We start from the raw sequence: 17,208 nt of genomic DNA, 5'->3' as shown, positions 1-17,208 counted from the left end.
TAAAAATATTACTGCTTCGTAGCTTTTTTATCTCACACAATATAAAAACTTGTTTCGCACATTCTCTTTCTTTGTAGTAAATTTTACAAACATCACTTTTTGTATATTCTACAAATAGCTATTTGTCTCAAAAATTAAAGATTGACTAAATACCCCACGGACTTTCTCTTTTAAATTAAAAGTATATTCAAAATAATGATACTCATTCCACTGATATCTTGTACTTATCTCCTGCTTTATATCCTACGAATTCTTCTACGAAGCTGATACATGCCGCATCAGCTCCGTAGATATTTCTAACAACTACTCCACAGGAAACTGCGTATTTGGACCTTGCTCCATGGGCATTTCTGAACCAGGTGCTTGATCTACAGGAGTTTGCGTACTTAGATCCTGCCCCATGGGCATTTCTGAACCAGGTGCTTGATCTACAGGAGTTTGCGTACCTAGACCCTGCCCCATGGGCATTTCTGAACCAGGTGCTTGATCTACAGGAGTTTGCGTACTTAGACCCTGCCCCATGGGCATTTCTGAACCAGGTGCTTGATCTACAGGAGTTTGCGTACCTAGACCCTGCCCCATGGGCATTTCTGAACCAGGTGCTTGATCTACAGGAGTTTGCGTACTTAGACCCTGCCCCATAGGCATTTCTGAACCAGGTGCTTGATCTACAGGAGTTTGCGTACCTAGACCCTGCCCCATGGGCATTTCTGAACCAGGTGCTTGATCTACAGGAGTTTGCGTACTTAGACCCTGCCCCATAGGCATTTCTGAACCAGGTGCTTGATCTACAGGAGTTTGCGTACTTGCACCTTGCTCCATCGAAACCTCTGAGCCCTGTATCTTTTCTGGCTGTTTTCTTACGGATATATCTTTGTTTGATAACTGCTCAGACACTGAAGAATCATCTCTACTTGATATTTCCGGTTCAATAACACGTCCTGAACCACCCATCATATTATAATTCAAATGAGAAATAGCCCACCAAGTTCCCCCAATAATAACAAAAACGCAAATAGCAGCAAACCACAACGCGCTTAAATTCCACTTGGCGTCTGGACCAGAATTCAAGTGCAAAAAGAAAACAATTTGTACTATAATCTGAATAATCGCCATCCCAATAAGATACGCAACCTTTGTACTAACTGCCCAACTTTCCATCATTCCATACATCACAGGAATAAAAGAACCCAAAGTGAAAAATACAGCCAGAATAAAACCAACCAAATAGGAACCAGTACTGGGACCATGTGTTTCATTTTGCACGCTCATCACAACGCTCCTAATAGATAAACCATGGTGAAAACACCAATCCATACAATATCAAGTAAATGCCAAAAAATGGAAAGACATGCTAAACGTGTTTTATTGTTCTGATCCAAGCCATTACGACGAAGATGAAAAAACATCACAACCATCCAAAGAAGGCCAACACTTACGTGAAGTCCATGGGTGCCAACCAAGGCAAAAAATGCTGACCAATAAGCAGAGAGAATTTCCCGTCCAAAAAGCTGTAAACCTGTTGCAGGATCAATACCCGCATAAGCATTTGGATCAAAATAAAAAACCTCACTCAAAAGTTCATGAAATTCGTAAAGTTCCATACCAATGAAGCAACACCCCAATCCAAAGGTAATAGCCATCCATAAACGCACACCACTGATGTTATTTTTATGTGCTTGTACCATTGCAAAGCCATAAGTGACGGACGAAAACAACAAGAAAGCAGTCTCAACCAAAACAAACTTTAAATCTATAAACTCACTGCCCGCTTTACCACCACCATAAGAAGCAGAAAATACAGCAAAACTTGAAAACAGTGTCGAAAAAAGGATTAAGTCTGAAAGAATATAGACCCAAAAACCAAACGTCATTACCGAGCTACTATCGTGGTGAAGTTCATCTATAGTACTCGCGTTATTCATTGTTACAGCACTCATACTGTCACTCCTTGTTCTTTAAGAACAGCCGTAAAGGCATCTTCAGTTTTTTGCACTTCTTCAGCTGGAATATAGTAACCATGATGATCACCTGTTAATGAATGACACACAAGCGTTGCAATAAAACCAACCAGTCCAACCGCAACAAGCCACCAAATATGCCAAACAAGCGCAAAACCAACAACTAATGAGAAGAAGCCAGCAATAATTCCAGCCGATGTATTCGATGGCATATGAATTTTTGTAAATCCACTTGTCGGCCGTTGATAACCACTTTTCTTCATATTCCAATAAGCATCATCAGACTGTATCTTTGGAAGGAGGGCAAAATTATAAGAAGGAGGCGGTGAAGAGGTAAACCATTCAAGTGTACGTGCATCACCCCAAGAATCATTTAATGTTACCGGTAAGTGCCCTTTATGCTTAATACCGTACCAAATCGCCAAAACAACCTGTAGCACAAAACAAAGGATACCAAGTAAGATAATACAAGCACCCAATGCAGCAATAATAAACATCGGCTGCCAACTAGGTTCCATGTAATGCTGCAAACGACGCGTCGCCCCCATTAAACCAAGCGCATAAACGGGGAAAAAGGCAAGGTAAAAACCAATAAACCAACACCAAAAAGATGTAATACCTAGTATGCGATTTGGTTTATAACCAAAAACTTTTGGAAACCAAAATGCAATCCCTGCTAAGTACGCAAAAACCACACCTCCAATAATTGTATGATGGAAATGTGCTATCAAAAAGAGCGAATTATGAAACTGCCAATCAGCAGGAACAATAGATAATAAAACACCTGTTAATCCACCACCAACAAATGTAAAGATCATACCCATGCACCAAAGCATAGGAGGCTCAAAGCGAATCCGACCTCTATACATCGTAAGCAGCCAATTAAAAACTTTTACACCGGTTGGAACTGCAATAATCATCGTAGCAATACTAAAGAAGGTATTTACAGCTTCACCCCCACCCATTGTGAAGAAATGATGGCCCCAAACAAGAAGCGAAAGAATCAAAATAACCAACATGGCCCATATCATTGAAGTATAACCAAAGAGGCGTTTTGAAGAAAAAGTTGATACAACTTCAGAAACAATTCCAAAAGCAGGAACAACCAAAACATAAACCTCAGGATGACCAAAAACCCAAACATAGTTAATCCATACCATCGGATTTCCGCCACCAACATTGGTAAAGAAATTCATGTTCAAATAACGATCACATGCCAAGAGTGCAAATGCTACAGCCAAAACAGGATAAATGACTACAATAAGAACATTGCTGACAAAAGCACTCCAACAAAAAATAGGCATTCTCATCATTGTCATTCCAGGAGCACGCATTTTAATCATCGTTGCAATAAAATTCACTGATCCCATTGTTGTTGCAATACCAGAAAGCTGAAGTGACCATAAATAATAATCTACCCCTGTATCTGGACTCGTTTGCAATTCTGTAAAAGGTGGATACATCAACCAACCACCACGACCAAAATTCCCAACACCTAGGGATATGTTAATCAATATCGCCCCTGCAGCCGTAATCCAAAAACCTAGATTATTTGCAAAGGGAAAAGCAACATCACGTGCACCAATTTGAAGTGGTATAAGATAATTAAAAAGACCAAATAAAATAGGCGTGGCCATGAAAAAAATCATGATCGTACCATGCGCCGAAAAAATTTGATCAAAATGCTCAGGGGGCAAATAACCTGCTGTTTCACTCCCAAGAGCTAAAGCTTGATGCGTTCGCATCATAAGTGCGTCCGCAAAACCGCGAACAAGCATAATAATTCCAAGAACGATGTACATAATACCTATGCGTTTATGGTCAACCGTTGTAATCCAATTTCGCCATAGAATCCCCCACCACCCAAGTACTGTTAGAGCAATAACAGCAATTAAACCAACCAAAACAATCGCAATACATGTATACAAAACGATCGGTTCATGTGCAAGCGCATGAAAAGCACCTGCCGTAGGATCTGTAAGTCTTCCAAACATTTCTCAACCCATTTCAAATGAAATTCAAGTTTAAAAGAAACCTTTGTTAAAAGGGCTCTTTACTTTATTGACTCTGTTAAATAACATCAGGATCAAATACTGAACATAGTGCACCCCATAGCGTCTGAGCAGCAGCACGTTTCATTAAATCTTCATTACATACCGTCTTTTCATCGATACATCGATTAACAACACGATAGTAAAGCCGCTTCTCAACAGGTGCAAAATAACGAACTTCAGCATCTTTTTCCTTCGCAGCAATATCACCCATACGAGGCGCAATAGAAAGTTGACGATAAGATGAACGATCAAGTACTCGACCATTAGCCCGAGCTTTTACAATCCAATCCTCAAAATCCTGCAAAGACACAGAATGCCACTTAAACCGCATACCCGAAAAACCATCACCACTATAATTTGCTGAGGCTCCTTTGAATACTCCTTGCTCTTCAGCGACCAAATGCAACTTAGCATTCATCTGCGGCATAGCGTAAAGAACTGTACCCAATTTGGGAACCCAAAAAGCATTGACAGAATTCTCTGACGTCAATTGCAATAAAACTTGACGTCCTTCAGGCGCATAAATCTCATTAATCGATGCAACACCGTATTCAGGATAAATAAAAAGCCATTTCCAATCAAGAGCAACAGCATCAATCTGTAATGGCTTTCCTTCACCTACAACTTCCACTGGAAGAGGATTTGTAGGTTCAAGCTTATAGGTATAATAAGCTGTTAATGAACCTAAAACCATTACAATTACAACTGGAATACCCCACATCAATGCTTCAATTTTATTTGAATGTGCCCAATCAGGAGAATAGTCCGCTTTCATATTCGATGCACGATATTTTATAGCTAAAAATACCACACTCACCATAACTGGGATAACAATACAAAGCATCACCACCACACAAACAACGATCAAAATGAGCTGTTGACGTGCAACATAACCTGATGGCTGCATAACATCAATTTTACAACCAGACAAAAGCAGTGCTCCCCCTAAAATCACAAGCATTTCTAATTGTCTAACAAAGCTTTTCATCTCTATTTACCCCCGTCATACGCACTAAAAACTGTCATAAATATATACCTCACATTGTACAGATTTGAAAATAATTATCAAGAGAATTAAATGCCTATATTACTCTTATTAAACGCTTACTCTTTACCTATCACAATTTAATTGTTTTGCTTAATTGTTTTGCAATATACTCAAGTGCAAACCGATATCCATCACCTCCACACCCAGTTATGATAGCGTCTACACCTGCAGATGTATAAGAATGGTGACGAAAAGCTTCACGCTGATAAATATGAGATAAATGAACTTCTACTTTCGGCCCTGAAAACATTTTTAGGGCATCAAGAAGTGCAACAGATGTATGACTGTAAGCCGCTGGGTTAATGATCAATCCAGAACTTGCCTCTATTGCTTCTTGTATCCATGCCACTAATTGCCCTTCATAGTTACTTTGATAAAAATTTATTATAATATCATTTTTTTTTGCCCATTCTCTGCATCTTTTTTCAATATCTTCTAGAGTTTCAGTTCCATAAATTTCTGGCTCACGTTGACCTAGAAAATTTAAATTAGGACCATTTAAAATCGTTATTATCTCTGACATAGCAAGCCTTTTCTTTCAGACCTATCACTTATTAAAAAAATATTTAGCATGTTTTTACGGCAATAAAGCTCCATCCTTAATCTCAAAGAATTCTGCGCGTCCTTTTAAGTCATCAAATAAAAGACGATCTGTTCCTGTCATAAATGTTTGTACAGCTAAATCATCAAGAATATCGAATAGAGCAGCACGTCGATGCGAATCAAGATGGGCAGCCATTTCATCAAGAAGAAGAATGGGAGATCTTTCCGACATCATACCTGTTAGACGTGCATGACACAAAACTAAACCTGTTAGCAGCGCTTTTTGTTCACCTGTTGAACAAGATGTTGCTGCTCTATTTTTATCAGCATAAAAAACCTGCAAATCTGCACGATGTGGTCCTTCTAACGTCCGACCAGCAGCACGATCCATTGCGCGATTATGCCGCAATCGATCACAAAATTGTTCTTCAACTTCAGTTGCTGATATTTCACTAAGAGCTGTTTCTAAAAAACCATCAATTTGCAAAAAAGCTCGTGGAAAAGGTATCTGTGAGGGCATTTGTGTAAACATGTCATTTAAAAGACGAATAACATCAACACGCGCCGCAGAAATAGCTGTCGCCAATTCTGCCATTTGCTTTTCTAAAGCATCAAACCAAGCACAATCTTCATTTCCATCTAAAAACAAACGATTACGTGCGCGCATAGCTCTATCATAATCGGCTATGCGGCGCCTATGCAAGGGATCAATCGCCAAAACCATACGGTCCAAAAAACTACGGCGCTCAAGTGAAGGACCTGTAAAAAGACCATCCATAGACGGTGTTAGGACACTAATATGACAATAATCTGTTAGGCAATCACTCGACTCATTCACACCATTAATATGGACCTTTCGACTGTTATCGCTAACCTCAAAAGCTGTACCAATCTTTACTTCACCATAAAGAGCGCATTCAAGACGCGCAAATACAACAAATCCTCCACCACCACCATCTACAAAACTAACGTCAGAATAAACAGCACGCCGCAAACCACGACCAGGAGAAAGAAAAGATAACGCCTCTAAAAGATTCGTCTTACCAGCACCATTATGCCCAGTAAAAACCACATGCTGACCAGAAAAATGAATATTGAAAAAAGAATAATTGCGATAACGTAAAAGCTTCAGCTGCCTCACTGCCACTTTGTGCACATGACTGGCTATGCATTGCAAAACAACTGCCCCTAAACGCGAATAGGCATCAGTACATAGAGCACATCCGCATCATCATTATCACGAATCAGAGCTGGTGCTCCAGCCTCAGCCAACATAAAAACCATCTCATCACTTGAAAGCTGCCCAGCAATATCCAAAAGATAACGTGAATTAAATCCTATCTCAAGCGGTTCAGATGCATAAGTTACTGATAATTGATCTTCTGCACTGCCCGAATCTGGGCTATTAACAACAAGCCTTAACTGTCCATGCTCAATCGTTAATTTAACTGCACGCCCCCGATCACTTGAAATCGTTGAAACACGATCAACTGCAGAAGAAAAGTCCTGCCTATTAACAATTAATTCTTTATCATTTCCAAGAGGGATAACACGTTGATAATCTGGAAATGTTCCATCAATTAATTTTGATGTAAAAATCACAGAGCCTATAGAAAAACGAATTTTTGTCTCCGAAAGCTCTATACATACATCGCTATCATTTTCTTCTGAAAGAAGTTTTTGCAATTCTCCTACAGCTTTACGGGGAACAATAACACCAGGCATTCCCTCAACTCCCGAAGGAGCTTCCATCTCAACTTGTGCCAAACGATGACCATCAGTTGCAACCAAACGCAATTTCAAAACACCATCATTAATAATATGGAAATAAATACCATTAAGATAATAACGGGTTTCTTCAGTAGAAATAGCAAATTGTGTACAATCAAGTAAATGTTTTAAGCCTGATGCCGATAGAGAAAAACGATAACCAAATTGCCCAGGAAGAGACTCTGGAAAGTCTGCCCTCGGAAGACATTGAAGCTGAAAATGTGCACAACCCGAAACAATGGACATTGTACCTGCTTGATTCTCATCGAGGGATAATACAACTTCATTGCTATCAGGAAGTTTTCGAATGATATCATAGAGCAAATGTGCCGGAACAGTTGTTGCTCCAGCTTGTTTAACATTAACTGCAAAAGATTCCATAACCTCTAAATCAAGGTCTGTTGCTTTTAACTGTACACGGCCATTTTCTGCATCAATCAACACATTCGATAAAATAGGAACAGTATTACGGCGCTCTACCACACGGTGAACCCGACCAAGAGACTTGAGAAATTGACTGCGATCAACTGTAATACGCATAAAAGCCCCGTATGATTTACTAAAAACTATAAGAATTCCTTAGAATTAAAGAATAGATCCCTTTAGAGAATCGCCTGCTAGAGTTTATTAAACCTCTCTTAAAATGGCAAGTCACTCCTGCATAAGAAAAAATAAATCTTTTCATTAAATTCTTTAAAGTCTCTCCAAAGAAAGAAACGATAAACACTATACCGCCTGTTCTCCAATCAACCGCTTAAGCAACTCAAGTTCCTTAGCCAAGGTCTGATCACCACAAACCAAATCTTCAATTTTACGCACAGCGTGTAAAACTGTTGTATGATCTCGCCCACCAAAACGGCGCCCAATTTCTGGTAATGAGCGAGGAGTTAATACTTTTGCTAAATACATTGCAACTTGCCGTGGCTTCACAACCGTACGTGTTCGACGATTAGATAACAAGTCCTGTTTAGAAACATTATAATGGCGTGCTACCGTACGCTGAATTTCTTCAATCCGAATACGCTTAGGTTCACCAGGACGTGTCAAATGACCTAATAATTCATCAATCCGCTCTAAAGATAAATCAGACTCAAAAGATTGACGAAACAAGAGCTGATTAAACGCACCTTCAATATCACGCCCCGACCCTAAAACCGTTTTCGCAATATATTCCAAGATATCATCAGAAATTGATACCATGCCATCATCTTGTTGTGCCACCTTCAACCGCTGGCGCAACATTTGCAAACGCATTTCATAATCTGGTGCTTCAATTTCAAGAGCTACCCCTCCCTGAAGACGAGAGCGAACGCGAAGATCAAGCGATTCTAATTCTGCTGGTGGACGATCTGCAGCGACAACAACCTGTTTTGCACTATCAAGTAACATATTAAGCAAATGGCAAAACTCATGTTGTATCGACTTACCCTGCAAAAACTGCATATCATCAATAATCAAAAGGTCGATATCACGAAGCTGTTCTTTAAAAGAAAGAGCATCATTATCACGAATAGCTGTTGCAAAACGCCACATAAAATATTCAGCAGTTAAATAAATAACGCGCACAGACGTTAAACGCTTCAATGCAGAAGCAGCAATCGCTTGAAGCAAATGTGTTTTTCCTAAGCCAACAGATGCGTGAATAAAAAGAGGATTAAAACGTAAGGCACTTTTATGCCCCTCTGCAATGGAACGCGCAGCTGCTAAAGCAACACGATTAGAAGCCCCCTCAACAAAACTTTCAAAAGTATAGCGAGAATCAAGTGGAGATCCAAAAACTCCCGTTTGAGAATTCTTAACTGAATGCTCTGCGCAACTTTCAACAAACGATGAAGACGCCTGCTCCTCTAGCACAACAGGAGGAACACTTCTTTTACAAACGACATCTCTTGAAACGCGTTCCATACCACGAACAATAACTTCAACACGAAGAATTGCTGAATTCTCTTGTTTCCATAAATGAGTCAAAAGAGAACCATAGTGATTATTAATCCATGAACGTAAAAAAGCAGTAGGAACAGAAAGCTTTACAAGAGTATGACTATATTCAGCAAGCTTCACACGTCCAAACCAACTGGTATAAGCCTCAACACCAACCTGCACCTTTAATTGCGCCATAACACGTATAAAAGCCGCCGCACTTTCCTCCTCTGAAACAATAGAATGCCCTATAGAAGCATTTCTACAAACGTTCTCATCACTTTCCGTCATCCTATTCTTTATTATGTTCTCTGCCGACAGGATATTTACCGAAACCCTTTTAAAGGAACTAGCTTTAGAGTTCAATTTATCCACCATCTTCCATCCTGATAAAAATAAAATTTTGTCCTGCCAAACAACTAAAATAAATCTAGCGAAGGCAAAACGCCCTACCCCAAATAAGATTACTCACCCTCCCCTAGGATAGCCTCATCACAACCCTACTAACAAAGATGACCAATAAGATTTACTTGCACTCATGATATGACCCACCCTTCTAAAATGGTAAACATATCCATTAAGAAAACTAAAAAACCGTCAGAAAACCTCTCCAACACAAAAATTTCGAAAAGCCTAAATCAAAACATCTTGTATTCAACAAAATACAGAATAATGCGCTGATGTGACCCCTTCATGCTTCTTAGTCTTCATAAGAACCATACAAAACAGCAGAGGTAAAATGCAAGAGGTCAAAATAAAATCAAAAAACCCAAAAAAAATGCTTATATTAATGAGGACTGAAAAAAATATTGATTCAATTCATTTTTTTTCTCTAAATTTACCAATAATTAAAGAATCTCTTCAGATTTAAAAAAAAAAATAAAATGCTTGACAAAAAAGACTCTGTACAAATCCACAAAGCTTGTGGATAACCATACCTCCCCTTATAAACTTTCTCTCCTTTTTCAAGTGGAGAATCATTATCGATTCTTATTTTTAATAGAAACTTTTTGAAATAATAAACAAAAAGCCAGCATCCTCATGGATACTGGCTTTGTTCTCAATTAAAGGAGAAAAGCTTAAACGCTGAGAGCCTTCAAACGTTTAGCTAAACGTGATACTTTCCTCGCAGCAGCATTTTTATGAAAAACCCCTTTAGAAACTGCACGCATAATTTCAGGCTCAAAATTCTTAAAAGCAATCTCTGCAGATGCCTTATCGCCACCCGCTAAAGCGTCATCAAACTTACGTATAAAAGTACGAACGCGTGAACGGCGGGCCTTATTAACCTGTGTGCGCGCCGCAACCTTGCGCACCGCTTTTCGAGCAGAAGGTGTATTCGCCATAAATATAATCTCTCTTTCAACACCTTGGTAAAATGAGTCTCAATAACAACTCTACCAATATAAATAAATCCAACTCAAGCAAAACTATAAAGCTGCCTATAACCGTGTGGGTTATAGCGCAATCCTAAAGCTAACGTCAATTAGATTTTCAAAGATAGCCATAAAAAAACGAAGCCAAACTCTTTGATCCGCAACTTTATAGCTTAATAATAGATATTCCTTAACAAACAAAAGAATTTAAACGGCTAACTTACGCAAGACATATTGCAAAATTCCACCATGATGCAAATAATCTAGCTCATCTTCAGTATCAACACGGCATAATAATGGAACGGTTTTTACCGTACCATCAGAAAAAGTAATTTTCGCTACAGTCTTTTGACGAGGTTTCAAGTTATGAATCCCTTCAATTGTCACCTGTTCATCTCCCTTTAAGCCTAAAGATTTCCAACTTAGCCCCTCCTCAAAGACAAAAGGGACAACGCCCATACCAACAAGATTAGAGCGATGAATCCTTTCAAAAGACTGCACAATCACTGCTTTGACACCAAGAAGATTGGTCCCCTTGGCAGCCCAATCGCGGGATGATCCATTACCATATTCAATACCTGCAAAAACAACGAGTGGAATACCTTCTTGTTTATACGCCATTGCTGCATCGTAAATGGTTTGTTCTACCGCTGACGGATAATGAACCGTATAACCTCCTTCTCGACCATTTTCCCCTAACATGAAATTACGAATGCGAATATTGGCAAAGGTCCCACGTACCATAACTTCATGATTCCCACGACGCGTTCCATACTGATTAAAATCAGCTACTTTAACACCATGATCCATTAAATATTTTCCGGCAGGAGAAGCTGCTTTAATAGAACCAGCAGGAGAAATATGATCCGTCGTGATTTTATCACCAAATAAACCTAAAATCCGTGCATCTTTAATATCTGGTAAGATATCAGGTGTTTTCTGCATAGCATCGAAATAAGGTGGATTGCGTACATAGGTGGATTGCTCATCCCAAGAATAGGTAGAACCCGTAGGAATCCGAACTTTTTGCCAATTTTCATCTCCCTTAAAGACATCTGCATACTTTTCGGCAAAAACCTTCCGCGTGACATTTTTTTCGATAAACTCCTGTATTTCTTGAGAAGTTGGCCAAATATCTCTCAAATAAATGGGGTGGCCATTTGAATCTTCACCTAGAGGCTCCTTGGTTAAATCTTTACACACCGTCCCGATGAGCGCATGTGCAACAACTAACGGTGGTGAAGCTAAATAATTCGCTTGCACATCAGGGGAAACACGCCCTTCAAAATTACGATTTCCTGAAAGAACCGCAGATGCAATTATACCATTGTCATTAATCGTTTTGGAAATAGCTGGATGCAAAGGACCAGAATTCCCAATACATGTTGTGCATCCAAATCCTACTAAGTTAAATCCTAATGCATCTAAATCTTTTTGCAGACCCGAATTTTGAAGATAAGCTTCAACGACTTGTGAACCGGGTGCAAGAGAAGTTTTTACCCATGGTTTGCTCTTGAGACCCTTTGCCACAGCATTTCGTGCCAAAAGACCCGCTGCAATAAGAACACTTGGATTCGATGTATTCGTACACGACGTAATCGCAGCGATCACCACATCACCGTGACCAAGCGTATATTCTTCACCCTCGACCTGATAACGTTTATCTTGTCCAGAAGTCTTCTTATAGTCTTCGACCAATGCCTTCTCAAAACCCTGCCCAACATTTTCCAATGCAATACGTCCTTCAGGACGTTTAGGACCAGCCATAGAAGAGACAACGGTTCCCATATCTAATTCAATTGTATCACTAAAAATGGGATGAGCCACCATTTCATCATGCCACATCCCTTGTGCTTTGGTATAAGCTTCCACTAAGGCAATCCGATCTTCATCACGCCCTGTCATATTGAGATAACGCACTGTCTCCTTATCAATTGGGAAAAAACCACACGTTGCTCCATATTCAGGGGCCATATTTCCAATCGTTGCCCGATCAGCAAGCGTCATATGCTCTAAACCAGGACCAAAAAACTCAACAAATTTACCGACAACACCTTTTTGGCGTAACACTTGGGTCACCGTTAATACAAGATCGGTGGCGGTTACACCTTCTTTAAGTTTCCCTGTTAGACGAAAACCAATCACTTCAGGTAACAACATAGAAACAGGTTGGCCTAACATTGCCGCTTCTGCTTCAATACCACCAACACCCCAACCTAAAACACCCAAACCATTCACCATAGTCGTATGCGAATCAGTTCCCACACAGGTGTCAGGATAAACCGTCTCACACCCCTCTTCCTTCTTCGTCCACACGCATTGTGCTAAATATTCTAGGTTAACCTGATGACAAATCCCTGTTCCTGGAGGAACAACACGAAAATTTTGAAAAGCTTGCTGCCCCCATTTAAGAAAACGATAGCGCTCACCATTGCGTTCATATTCATGTTCAACGTTTTCCTTAAAAGCCATGGAATTGCCAAAAGCATCAACAATAACTGAGTGATCAATGACGAGATCAACGGGAATCAGAGGATTGATTTTTTCAGCGTTACCGCCAAGTTTAACCATAGCATCACGCATTGCAGAAAGATCAACAACTGCTGGAACACCTGTAAAATCCTGCATAAGAACACGTGCAGGACGGTAAGCAATTTCTGCCCCGGCGCTCCCTTTGTCGTTTAACCACTTAGCAACATTGAGGATATCCTCTTTTTTAACTGTGCGACCATCTTCAAATCGCAATAAATTTTCGAGAATAACTTTCATCGAAAACGGTAAACGAGAAACACCTTCAAGTCCGTTCTTCTCCGCTTCGATCAAGCTATAATAAGTATATTCTTTGTCACCAACATTTAATACTCTGCGACAATTAAAGCTATCAATTTGAGTCATGACTGTCCACCCTCATACTATAATCACCCAATTTCCAGGAATGAACAACACAAACTACGAGTCAAGGTCGCAGCTTGAGCGCAGACGCAATTACCTCCGCTATCCATTTCCCCCTCCACCCGCTCATAGGCAAATGCGGAAATCAGCGCCAGAAACCATTTTACACCAGATATTGATGTAAGGCACCCCTTATAGAACTATTTCTAGAACTATTCTAGGTACAATTGCATAAAAAATGTGTTTTTTATTCTATAATGCACTAAAGAATATGAAAATAAAAACAAAATAGGCAATCACATGGTGTTATCAGGCAAAAATCTAGCCGCTCACAGAAACGAGGAAATTCTGTTTCAAGGTCTTTCTTTTTGTTTATTTTCACAGCAACTTATGACAATCACCGGTCCTAATGGTATCGGAAAGTCTACATTACTCCGAATCATTGTCGGTCTTCTTGAAGCTGCTGAAGGTCATATAATCCTTAAAGACCATGATCAAATATACCCTGTTGCAACTGCCTGTCATTATCTTGGTCCTCAAAATGCTATGAAACCTCTCTTATCTGTCATTGATAATTTGCAATTTTGGGCAGATTTTTACGGTCAACATTTACATTTTGCGCATGACGCTCTTGCCGATATTGGTCTTTCTAACCTTGAACATTTACCTTTTAACGCTCTGTCAACTGGACAACAAAGACGCGCAGCTATTGCTCGCCTTTTGCTCTCCTATCGTCCTATTTGGATTTTAGATGAACCAATATCTGGGCTTGATAACCATGCTCAAAAACTCCTTGCTCGTATTTTCCAGCGTCATCTCAATCAAGGTGGTATGATTATCGCCGCGACTCATAGTTCCCTAGGTATTCCAGAAAACCATAAAATCGCTTTGGAAAAATTTTTACCTCTTTAAGAAAGAATAAAATGAAAGCACTGTTCTGGCGTGATCTTAAACTATTATTAGCACCACAAGCCTCTCCACTAACAGGACTATTGTTTTTCATCGCTGTTGTTATCATAACCCCCTTTGCCATTGGACCAGATCCCAAAACTCTTGCACAAATAGGACCAGGTATATTGTGGTTTGGAGCCCTTCTTGCAGGGCTCCTCAATCTGAACAAACTTTTCCAAATCGATCGCGATGATGGTAATCTCGACCAATTTATCCTTTCAGGACAAAGACAAAGTTTTACACTAATTGTCTTTACCAAATGTCTTGCCCATTGGGTAGGAACAATGCTTCCTCTTATTTTTGCTACACCTATTTTAGCCCTCATGCTCCATTTAGATGTAGTAATAACTTTTACAACAATACTTACCCTTTTATGCGGAACACCAGCTATTATTTTTATTGGTGCTATAGGCGCTGCACTCGCAACCTCATTGTTGCACAGTACTTTGCTTATTTTTATCATTATCTTGCCGTGGATCATTCCAATTATGATTTTTGGTGTTTCCGCTGCTACAGCCCCAATAAACCCAAATACCTCTTTTCTCACTTCTCTAGCTCTTCTCAGCGCTTTTTCACTTCTTTTGAGTCTCTTTAGCTCTTTTGTTGCTGCGATAACGCTTAAACTTTTATCAGAATAATAAAAGATGATTGCCGCATAGCAAAACTCTGCCTATTATGAATTTTATGAATAAACTATCTCGTACATATAAAATCAGGTTACTCCCTGCAAGTTTCACCCTTTTCATGAAAATAAGCAGAGTCGTCTTACCTTGGTTGGCCGGCATAACATTGTGTTTCCTTATCTTAGGGCTTATTCTAGTGATGCATTCCCCTGATGACTATCAACAAGGCATTACTGTTAAGATTATGTACCTTCATGTACCCTTTGCGTGGTTGTCTACATTCTGCTATGTAACGATGAGTGCAGCGGCTTTAGGAAATCTGATTTGGAAATATCATCTTGCTGATGTAGCACTTAAATGTGGAGCACCTATTGGGGCAATTTTTACCGCCTTGGCTCTCATGACAGGAGCGCTTTGGGGGCGACCTACATGGGGAACATGGTGGGTTTGGGATGCACGATTAACATCAGTTTTAATTCTGCTTTTTATCTATCTCTCCATTATCCTGCTTGGGCGTGCTTTTGACAACCAAGTAAAAGCCGCTCGTGCTACTGCAATTCTTACACTTGTTGGATTTGTTAATATCCCTGTTATTAAATTTTCCGTTAATTGGTGGAATACATTGCATCAACCAGCATCATTGTTACGTGCTGGAGGATCAACAATCGACAATGCTATGTTATGGCCCCTTATAACAATGCTCTTTTGTTTCATCTTTATGTTTATTGCTCTTTATTTGATGGCTATGCGAAATGAAATCAATCGTCATTATATCCGAATACTTCAGATTAAAAAATCCCGTCGTGCACAACAACAGGACGCTTCATCATGCTCGACCTAAATGGCATCCACGGCGGACTTTTAGGAAATCTATCTCAGAAAATTGATTTTTTCCTGAGCACCCTTAAACACGAGCAAATTGTTGTTTTAAGCTATGTGCTTTCTGCAATATCCCTCTTATGTCTTATTGGATATATTCTTTGCAAAGCCCTATACCAAAAAAAAATTCTCCAACAGCTAAACAAAAAAGAGCTGTCCCAAAAAGAAAAGTATAATGAAAAACATCCCTCTAAAACTTAAAAAAAATATATCTTTACCTGTTCTACTTGTTTTTTTTGAACCATTTGTGCTTTTTCTTCTTCTCATGATGTTTTTTTTCAACTTTATGGATAAAAAACACCTTCAAGATTCTTCTCTTCTCCCAAACGCATTGGCTGAAAAACCTGCTCCCAATATTCATCTTCCTCTTCTTGATAAAGAAAGTTATCTCAATTCAAAACAGTTTAAAGGACGTGTTACATTGGTCAATTTTTGGGGCTCTTGGTGTTTGCCCTGTCGCGAAGAGCATCCTATTCTTATGCAAATTGCACAAGATAAACGTTTTGATCTGATTGGTATTAATTACAAAGACAATAAAACAAACGCCCTGCGCTTTTTAAACAGTTTTGGTAATCCTTTTAAATTTATTGGCTTTGATGCTTCAGGATATACAGCTATTGACTGGGGGGTGTATGGACCACCAGAAACCTTTCTCTTGAATAAAGAGAGTATTATTATTGCCAAACATGCTGGTCCCTTAACATGGCAAATTTATCAAAAAAAAATTCTACCAAAAATTGAACAAGCGATTATGACAGAAGACAAATAAAATATCGACATATTGATTTTAAATAATTTTTACCATTTTTATCTATTAAATCAAAACACCGAATACTATGAGATTTTTTCAAATTTCTTTATGTTGAATTAAAAAAATGTTTAAGAAAAGGCTAAAAATACTTTTTATGAATCATCTAAATATGAAAATAATTGGCAATATTTTAAGTTGAAAAATATAATAATGCAGACTTGTAAGTAAAAACATCCAGTTTTACCACGCTATGTATGCCGTTTTATAGAGCACCACCATTTTTACGCTTAATATAAATAGCAAGCTATTATCACCACACATTTTGCCAGCTCTGGGGTATTACGACATAGCCTTGGCACTTGAGACGATTCAGAAGGATTTTTACACCTTTTTTCGTGTTTTACCCCCACGCCAGCTCTGCTTGTAACGTGCAAGCAAGT

The 17,208-nt window shown here is 39.2% G+C and carries 15 protein-coding genes; 5 read left to right on the top strand and 10 right to left on the bottom strand.

The genetic code is table 11. From position 1 onward, the window contains the following. Positions 1 to 303: 303 nt before the first annotated feature. From cyoD to acnA, 10 genes are all read right to left on the bottom strand, one after another. Positions 304 to 1,272, bottom strand: a complete 969-nt coding sequence (gene cyoD, locus ACFINI_RS01080) for a cytochrome o ubiquinol oxidase subunit IV (protein ID WP_375645417.1) — start codon at positions 1,270 to 1,272, stop codon at positions 304 to 306. Beyond that, positions 1,272 to 1,940: a cytochrome (ubi)quinol oxidase subunit III gene (locus ACFINI_RS01075; RefSeq protein ID WP_375628427.1), complete on the bottom strand. Its 669-nt coding sequence runs from the start codon at positions 1,938 to 1,940 to the stop codon at positions 1,272 to 1,274. Before ACFINI_RS01075 ends, cyoD begins: the two co-directional genes overlap by 1 nt. Beyond that, the gene (gene cyoB, locus ACFINI_RS01070) at positions 1,937 to 3,955 is read right to left on the bottom strand and encodes a cytochrome o ubiquinol oxidase subunit I (RefSeq protein ID WP_375611433.1); all 2,019 of its coding nucleotides are present in this window, start codon (positions 3,953 to 3,955) and stop codon (positions 1,937 to 1,939) included. Before cyoB ends, ACFINI_RS01075 begins: the two co-directional genes overlap by 4 nt. Positions 3,956 to 4,031: 76 nt before the next feature. After that, on the bottom strand, positions 4,032 to 5,003 hold the full coding sequence (gene cyoA / locus ACFINI_RS01065) for a ubiquinol oxidase subunit II (RefSeq protein ID WP_375620837.1): 972 nt from the start codon (positions 5,001 to 5,003) through the stop codon (positions 4,032 to 4,034). 130 nt (positions 5,004 to 5,133) lie between these two features. After that, entirely contained in the window at positions 5,134 to 5,586 is a 453-nt protein-coding gene (gene aroQ / locus ACFINI_RS01060; RefSeq protein ID WP_375611431.1) for a type II 3-dehydroquinate dehydratase, read from the bottom strand. Positions 5,587 to 5,640: 54 nt separating this feature from the next. Then, positions 5,641 to 6,774, bottom strand: coding sequence for a DNA replication/repair protein RecF (gene recF, locus ACFINI_RS01055; RefSeq protein ID WP_375611469.1), 1,134 nt, complete (start codon positions 6,772 to 6,774; stop codon positions 5,641 to 5,643). Between the two features lie 20 nt (positions 6,775 to 6,794). Continuing rightward, positions 6,795 to 7,916 carry a DNA polymerase III subunit beta gene (gene dnaN, locus ACFINI_RS01050; RefSeq protein ID WP_375620838.1) on the bottom strand — a complete coding sequence of 374 codons (1,122 nt, stop codon included), beginning with the start codon at positions 7,914 to 7,916 and terminating at the stop codon, positions 6,795 to 6,797. A gap of 186 nt (positions 7,917 to 8,102) precedes the next feature. Continuing rightward, positions 8,103 to 9,674 carry a chromosomal replication initiator protein DnaA gene (gene dnaA, locus ACFINI_RS01045; protein ID WP_375645416.1) on the bottom strand — a complete coding sequence of 524 codons (1,572 nt, stop codon included), beginning with the start codon at positions 9,672 to 9,674 and terminating at the stop codon, positions 8,103 to 8,105. 701 nt (positions 9,675 to 10,375) lie between these two features. After that, positions 10,376 to 10,642: a 30S ribosomal protein S20 gene (gene rpsT, locus ACFINI_RS01040; RefSeq protein WP_273790272.1), complete on the bottom strand. Its 267-nt coding sequence runs from the start codon at positions 10,640 to 10,642 to the stop codon at positions 10,376 to 10,378. A 237-nt stretch (positions 10,643 to 10,879) separates the two neighbouring features. After that, positions 10,880 to 13,567, bottom strand: coding sequence for an aconitate hydratase AcnA (gene acnA / locus ACFINI_RS01035; RefSeq protein WP_375645415.1), 2,688 nt, complete (start codon positions 13,565 to 13,567; stop codon positions 10,880 to 10,882). Positions 13,568 to 13,864: 297 nt separating this feature from the next. Between acnA and ccmA the strand changes: the two genes are divergently transcribed. Genes ccmA through ACFINI_RS01010 form a run of 5 tightly spaced genes read left to right on the top strand, consistent with a single transcriptional unit; the run spans position 13,865 to position 16,786 of the window. Then, complete coding sequence (gene ccmA, locus ACFINI_RS01030) at positions 13,865 to 14,476, top strand: heme ABC exporter ATP-binding protein CcmA (RefSeq protein WP_375621964.1); 612 nt, start codon at positions 13,865 to 13,867, stop codon at positions 14,474 to 14,476. 11 nt (positions 14,477 to 14,487) lie between these two features. Next, positions 14,488 to 15,153: a heme exporter protein CcmB gene (gene ccmB, locus ACFINI_RS01025; RefSeq protein ID WP_375645414.1), complete on the top strand. Its 666-nt coding sequence runs from the start codon at positions 14,488 to 14,490 to the stop codon at positions 15,151 to 15,153. A 46-nt stretch (positions 15,154 to 15,199) separates the two neighbouring features. Then, complete coding sequence (locus ACFINI_RS01020) at positions 15,200 to 15,979, top strand: heme ABC transporter permease (RefSeq protein ID WP_375611426.1); 780 nt, start codon at positions 15,200 to 15,202, stop codon at positions 15,977 to 15,979. Beyond that, entirely contained in the window at positions 15,967 to 16,218 is a 252-nt protein-coding gene (locus tag ACFINI_RS01015; RefSeq protein WP_375612828.1) for a hypothetical protein, read from the top strand. Before ACFINI_RS01020 ends, ACFINI_RS01015 begins: the two co-directional genes overlap by 13 nt. Then, positions 16,193 to 16,786 carry a DsbE family thiol:disulfide interchange protein gene (locus ACFINI_RS01010; protein ID WP_375645413.1) on the top strand — a complete coding sequence of 198 codons (594 nt, stop codon included), beginning with the start codon at positions 16,193 to 16,195 and terminating at the stop codon, positions 16,784 to 16,786. Before ACFINI_RS01015 ends, ACFINI_RS01010 begins: the two co-directional genes overlap by 26 nt. Positions 16,787 to 17,208 lie beyond the last annotated feature (422 nt).

It is taken from the genome of Bartonella sp. AA56HLJMS (assembly GCF_042197145.1).
Lineage (GTDB): Bacteria > Pseudomonadota > Alphaproteobacteria > Rhizobiales > Rhizobiaceae > Bartonella.
The sequence above is the reverse complement of the archived record's forward strand: the minus strand, read 5'-3'. Positions and strand labels throughout refer to the sequence as shown.

Coding starts and splice junctions, on each gene's coding strand:
- cyoD (WP_375645417.1), bottom strand. CDS start 1,272: ATGAGCGTGCAAAATGAAACACATGGTCCCAGTACTGGTTCCTATTTG.
- ACFINI_RS01075 (WP_375628427.1), bottom strand. CDS start 1,940: ATGAGTGCTGTAACAATGAATAACGCGAGTACTATAGATGAACTTCAC.
- cyoB (WP_375611433.1), bottom strand. CDS start 3,955: ATGTTTGGAAGACTTACAGATCCTACGGCAGGTGCTTTTCATGCGCTT.
- cyoA (WP_375620837.1), bottom strand. CDS start 5,003: ATGAAAAGCTTTGTTAGACAATTAGAAATGCTTGTGATTTTAGGGGGA.
- aroQ (WP_375611431.1), bottom strand. CDS start 5,586: ATGTCAGAGATAATAACGATTTTAAATGGTCCTAATTTAAATTTTCTA.
- dnaN (WP_375620838.1), bottom strand. CDS start 7,916: ATGCGTATTACAGTTGATCGCAGTCAATTTCTCAAGTCTCTTGGTCGG.
- dnaA (WP_375645416.1), bottom strand. CDS start 9,674: ATGGTGGATAAATTGAACTCTAAAGCTAGTTCCTTTAAAAGGGTTTCG.
- rpsT (WP_273790272.1), bottom strand. CDS start 10,642: ATGGCGAATACACCTTCTGCTCGAAAAGCGGTGCGCAAGGTTGCGGCG.
- acnA (WP_375645415.1), bottom strand. CDS start 13,567: ATGACTCAAATTGATAGCTTTAATTGTCGCAGAGTATTAAATGTTGGT.
- ccmA (WP_375621964.1), top strand. CDS start 13,865: ATGGTGTTATCAGGCAAAAATCTAGCCGCTCACAGAAACGAGGAAATT.
- ccmB (WP_375645414.1), top strand. CDS start 14,488: ATGAAAGCACTGTTCTGGCGTGATCTTAAACTATTATTAGCACCACAA.
- ACFINI_RS01020 (WP_375611426.1), top strand. CDS start 15,200: ATGAATAAACTATCTCGTACATATAAAATCAGGTTACTCCCTGCAAGT.
- ACFINI_RS01015 (WP_375612828.1), top strand. CDS start 15,967: ATGCTCGACCTAAATGGCATCCACGGCGGACTTTTAGGAAATCTATCT.
- ACFINI_RS01010 (WP_375645413.1), top strand. CDS start 16,193: ATGAAAAACATCCCTCTAAAACTTAAAAAAAATATATCTTTACCTGTT.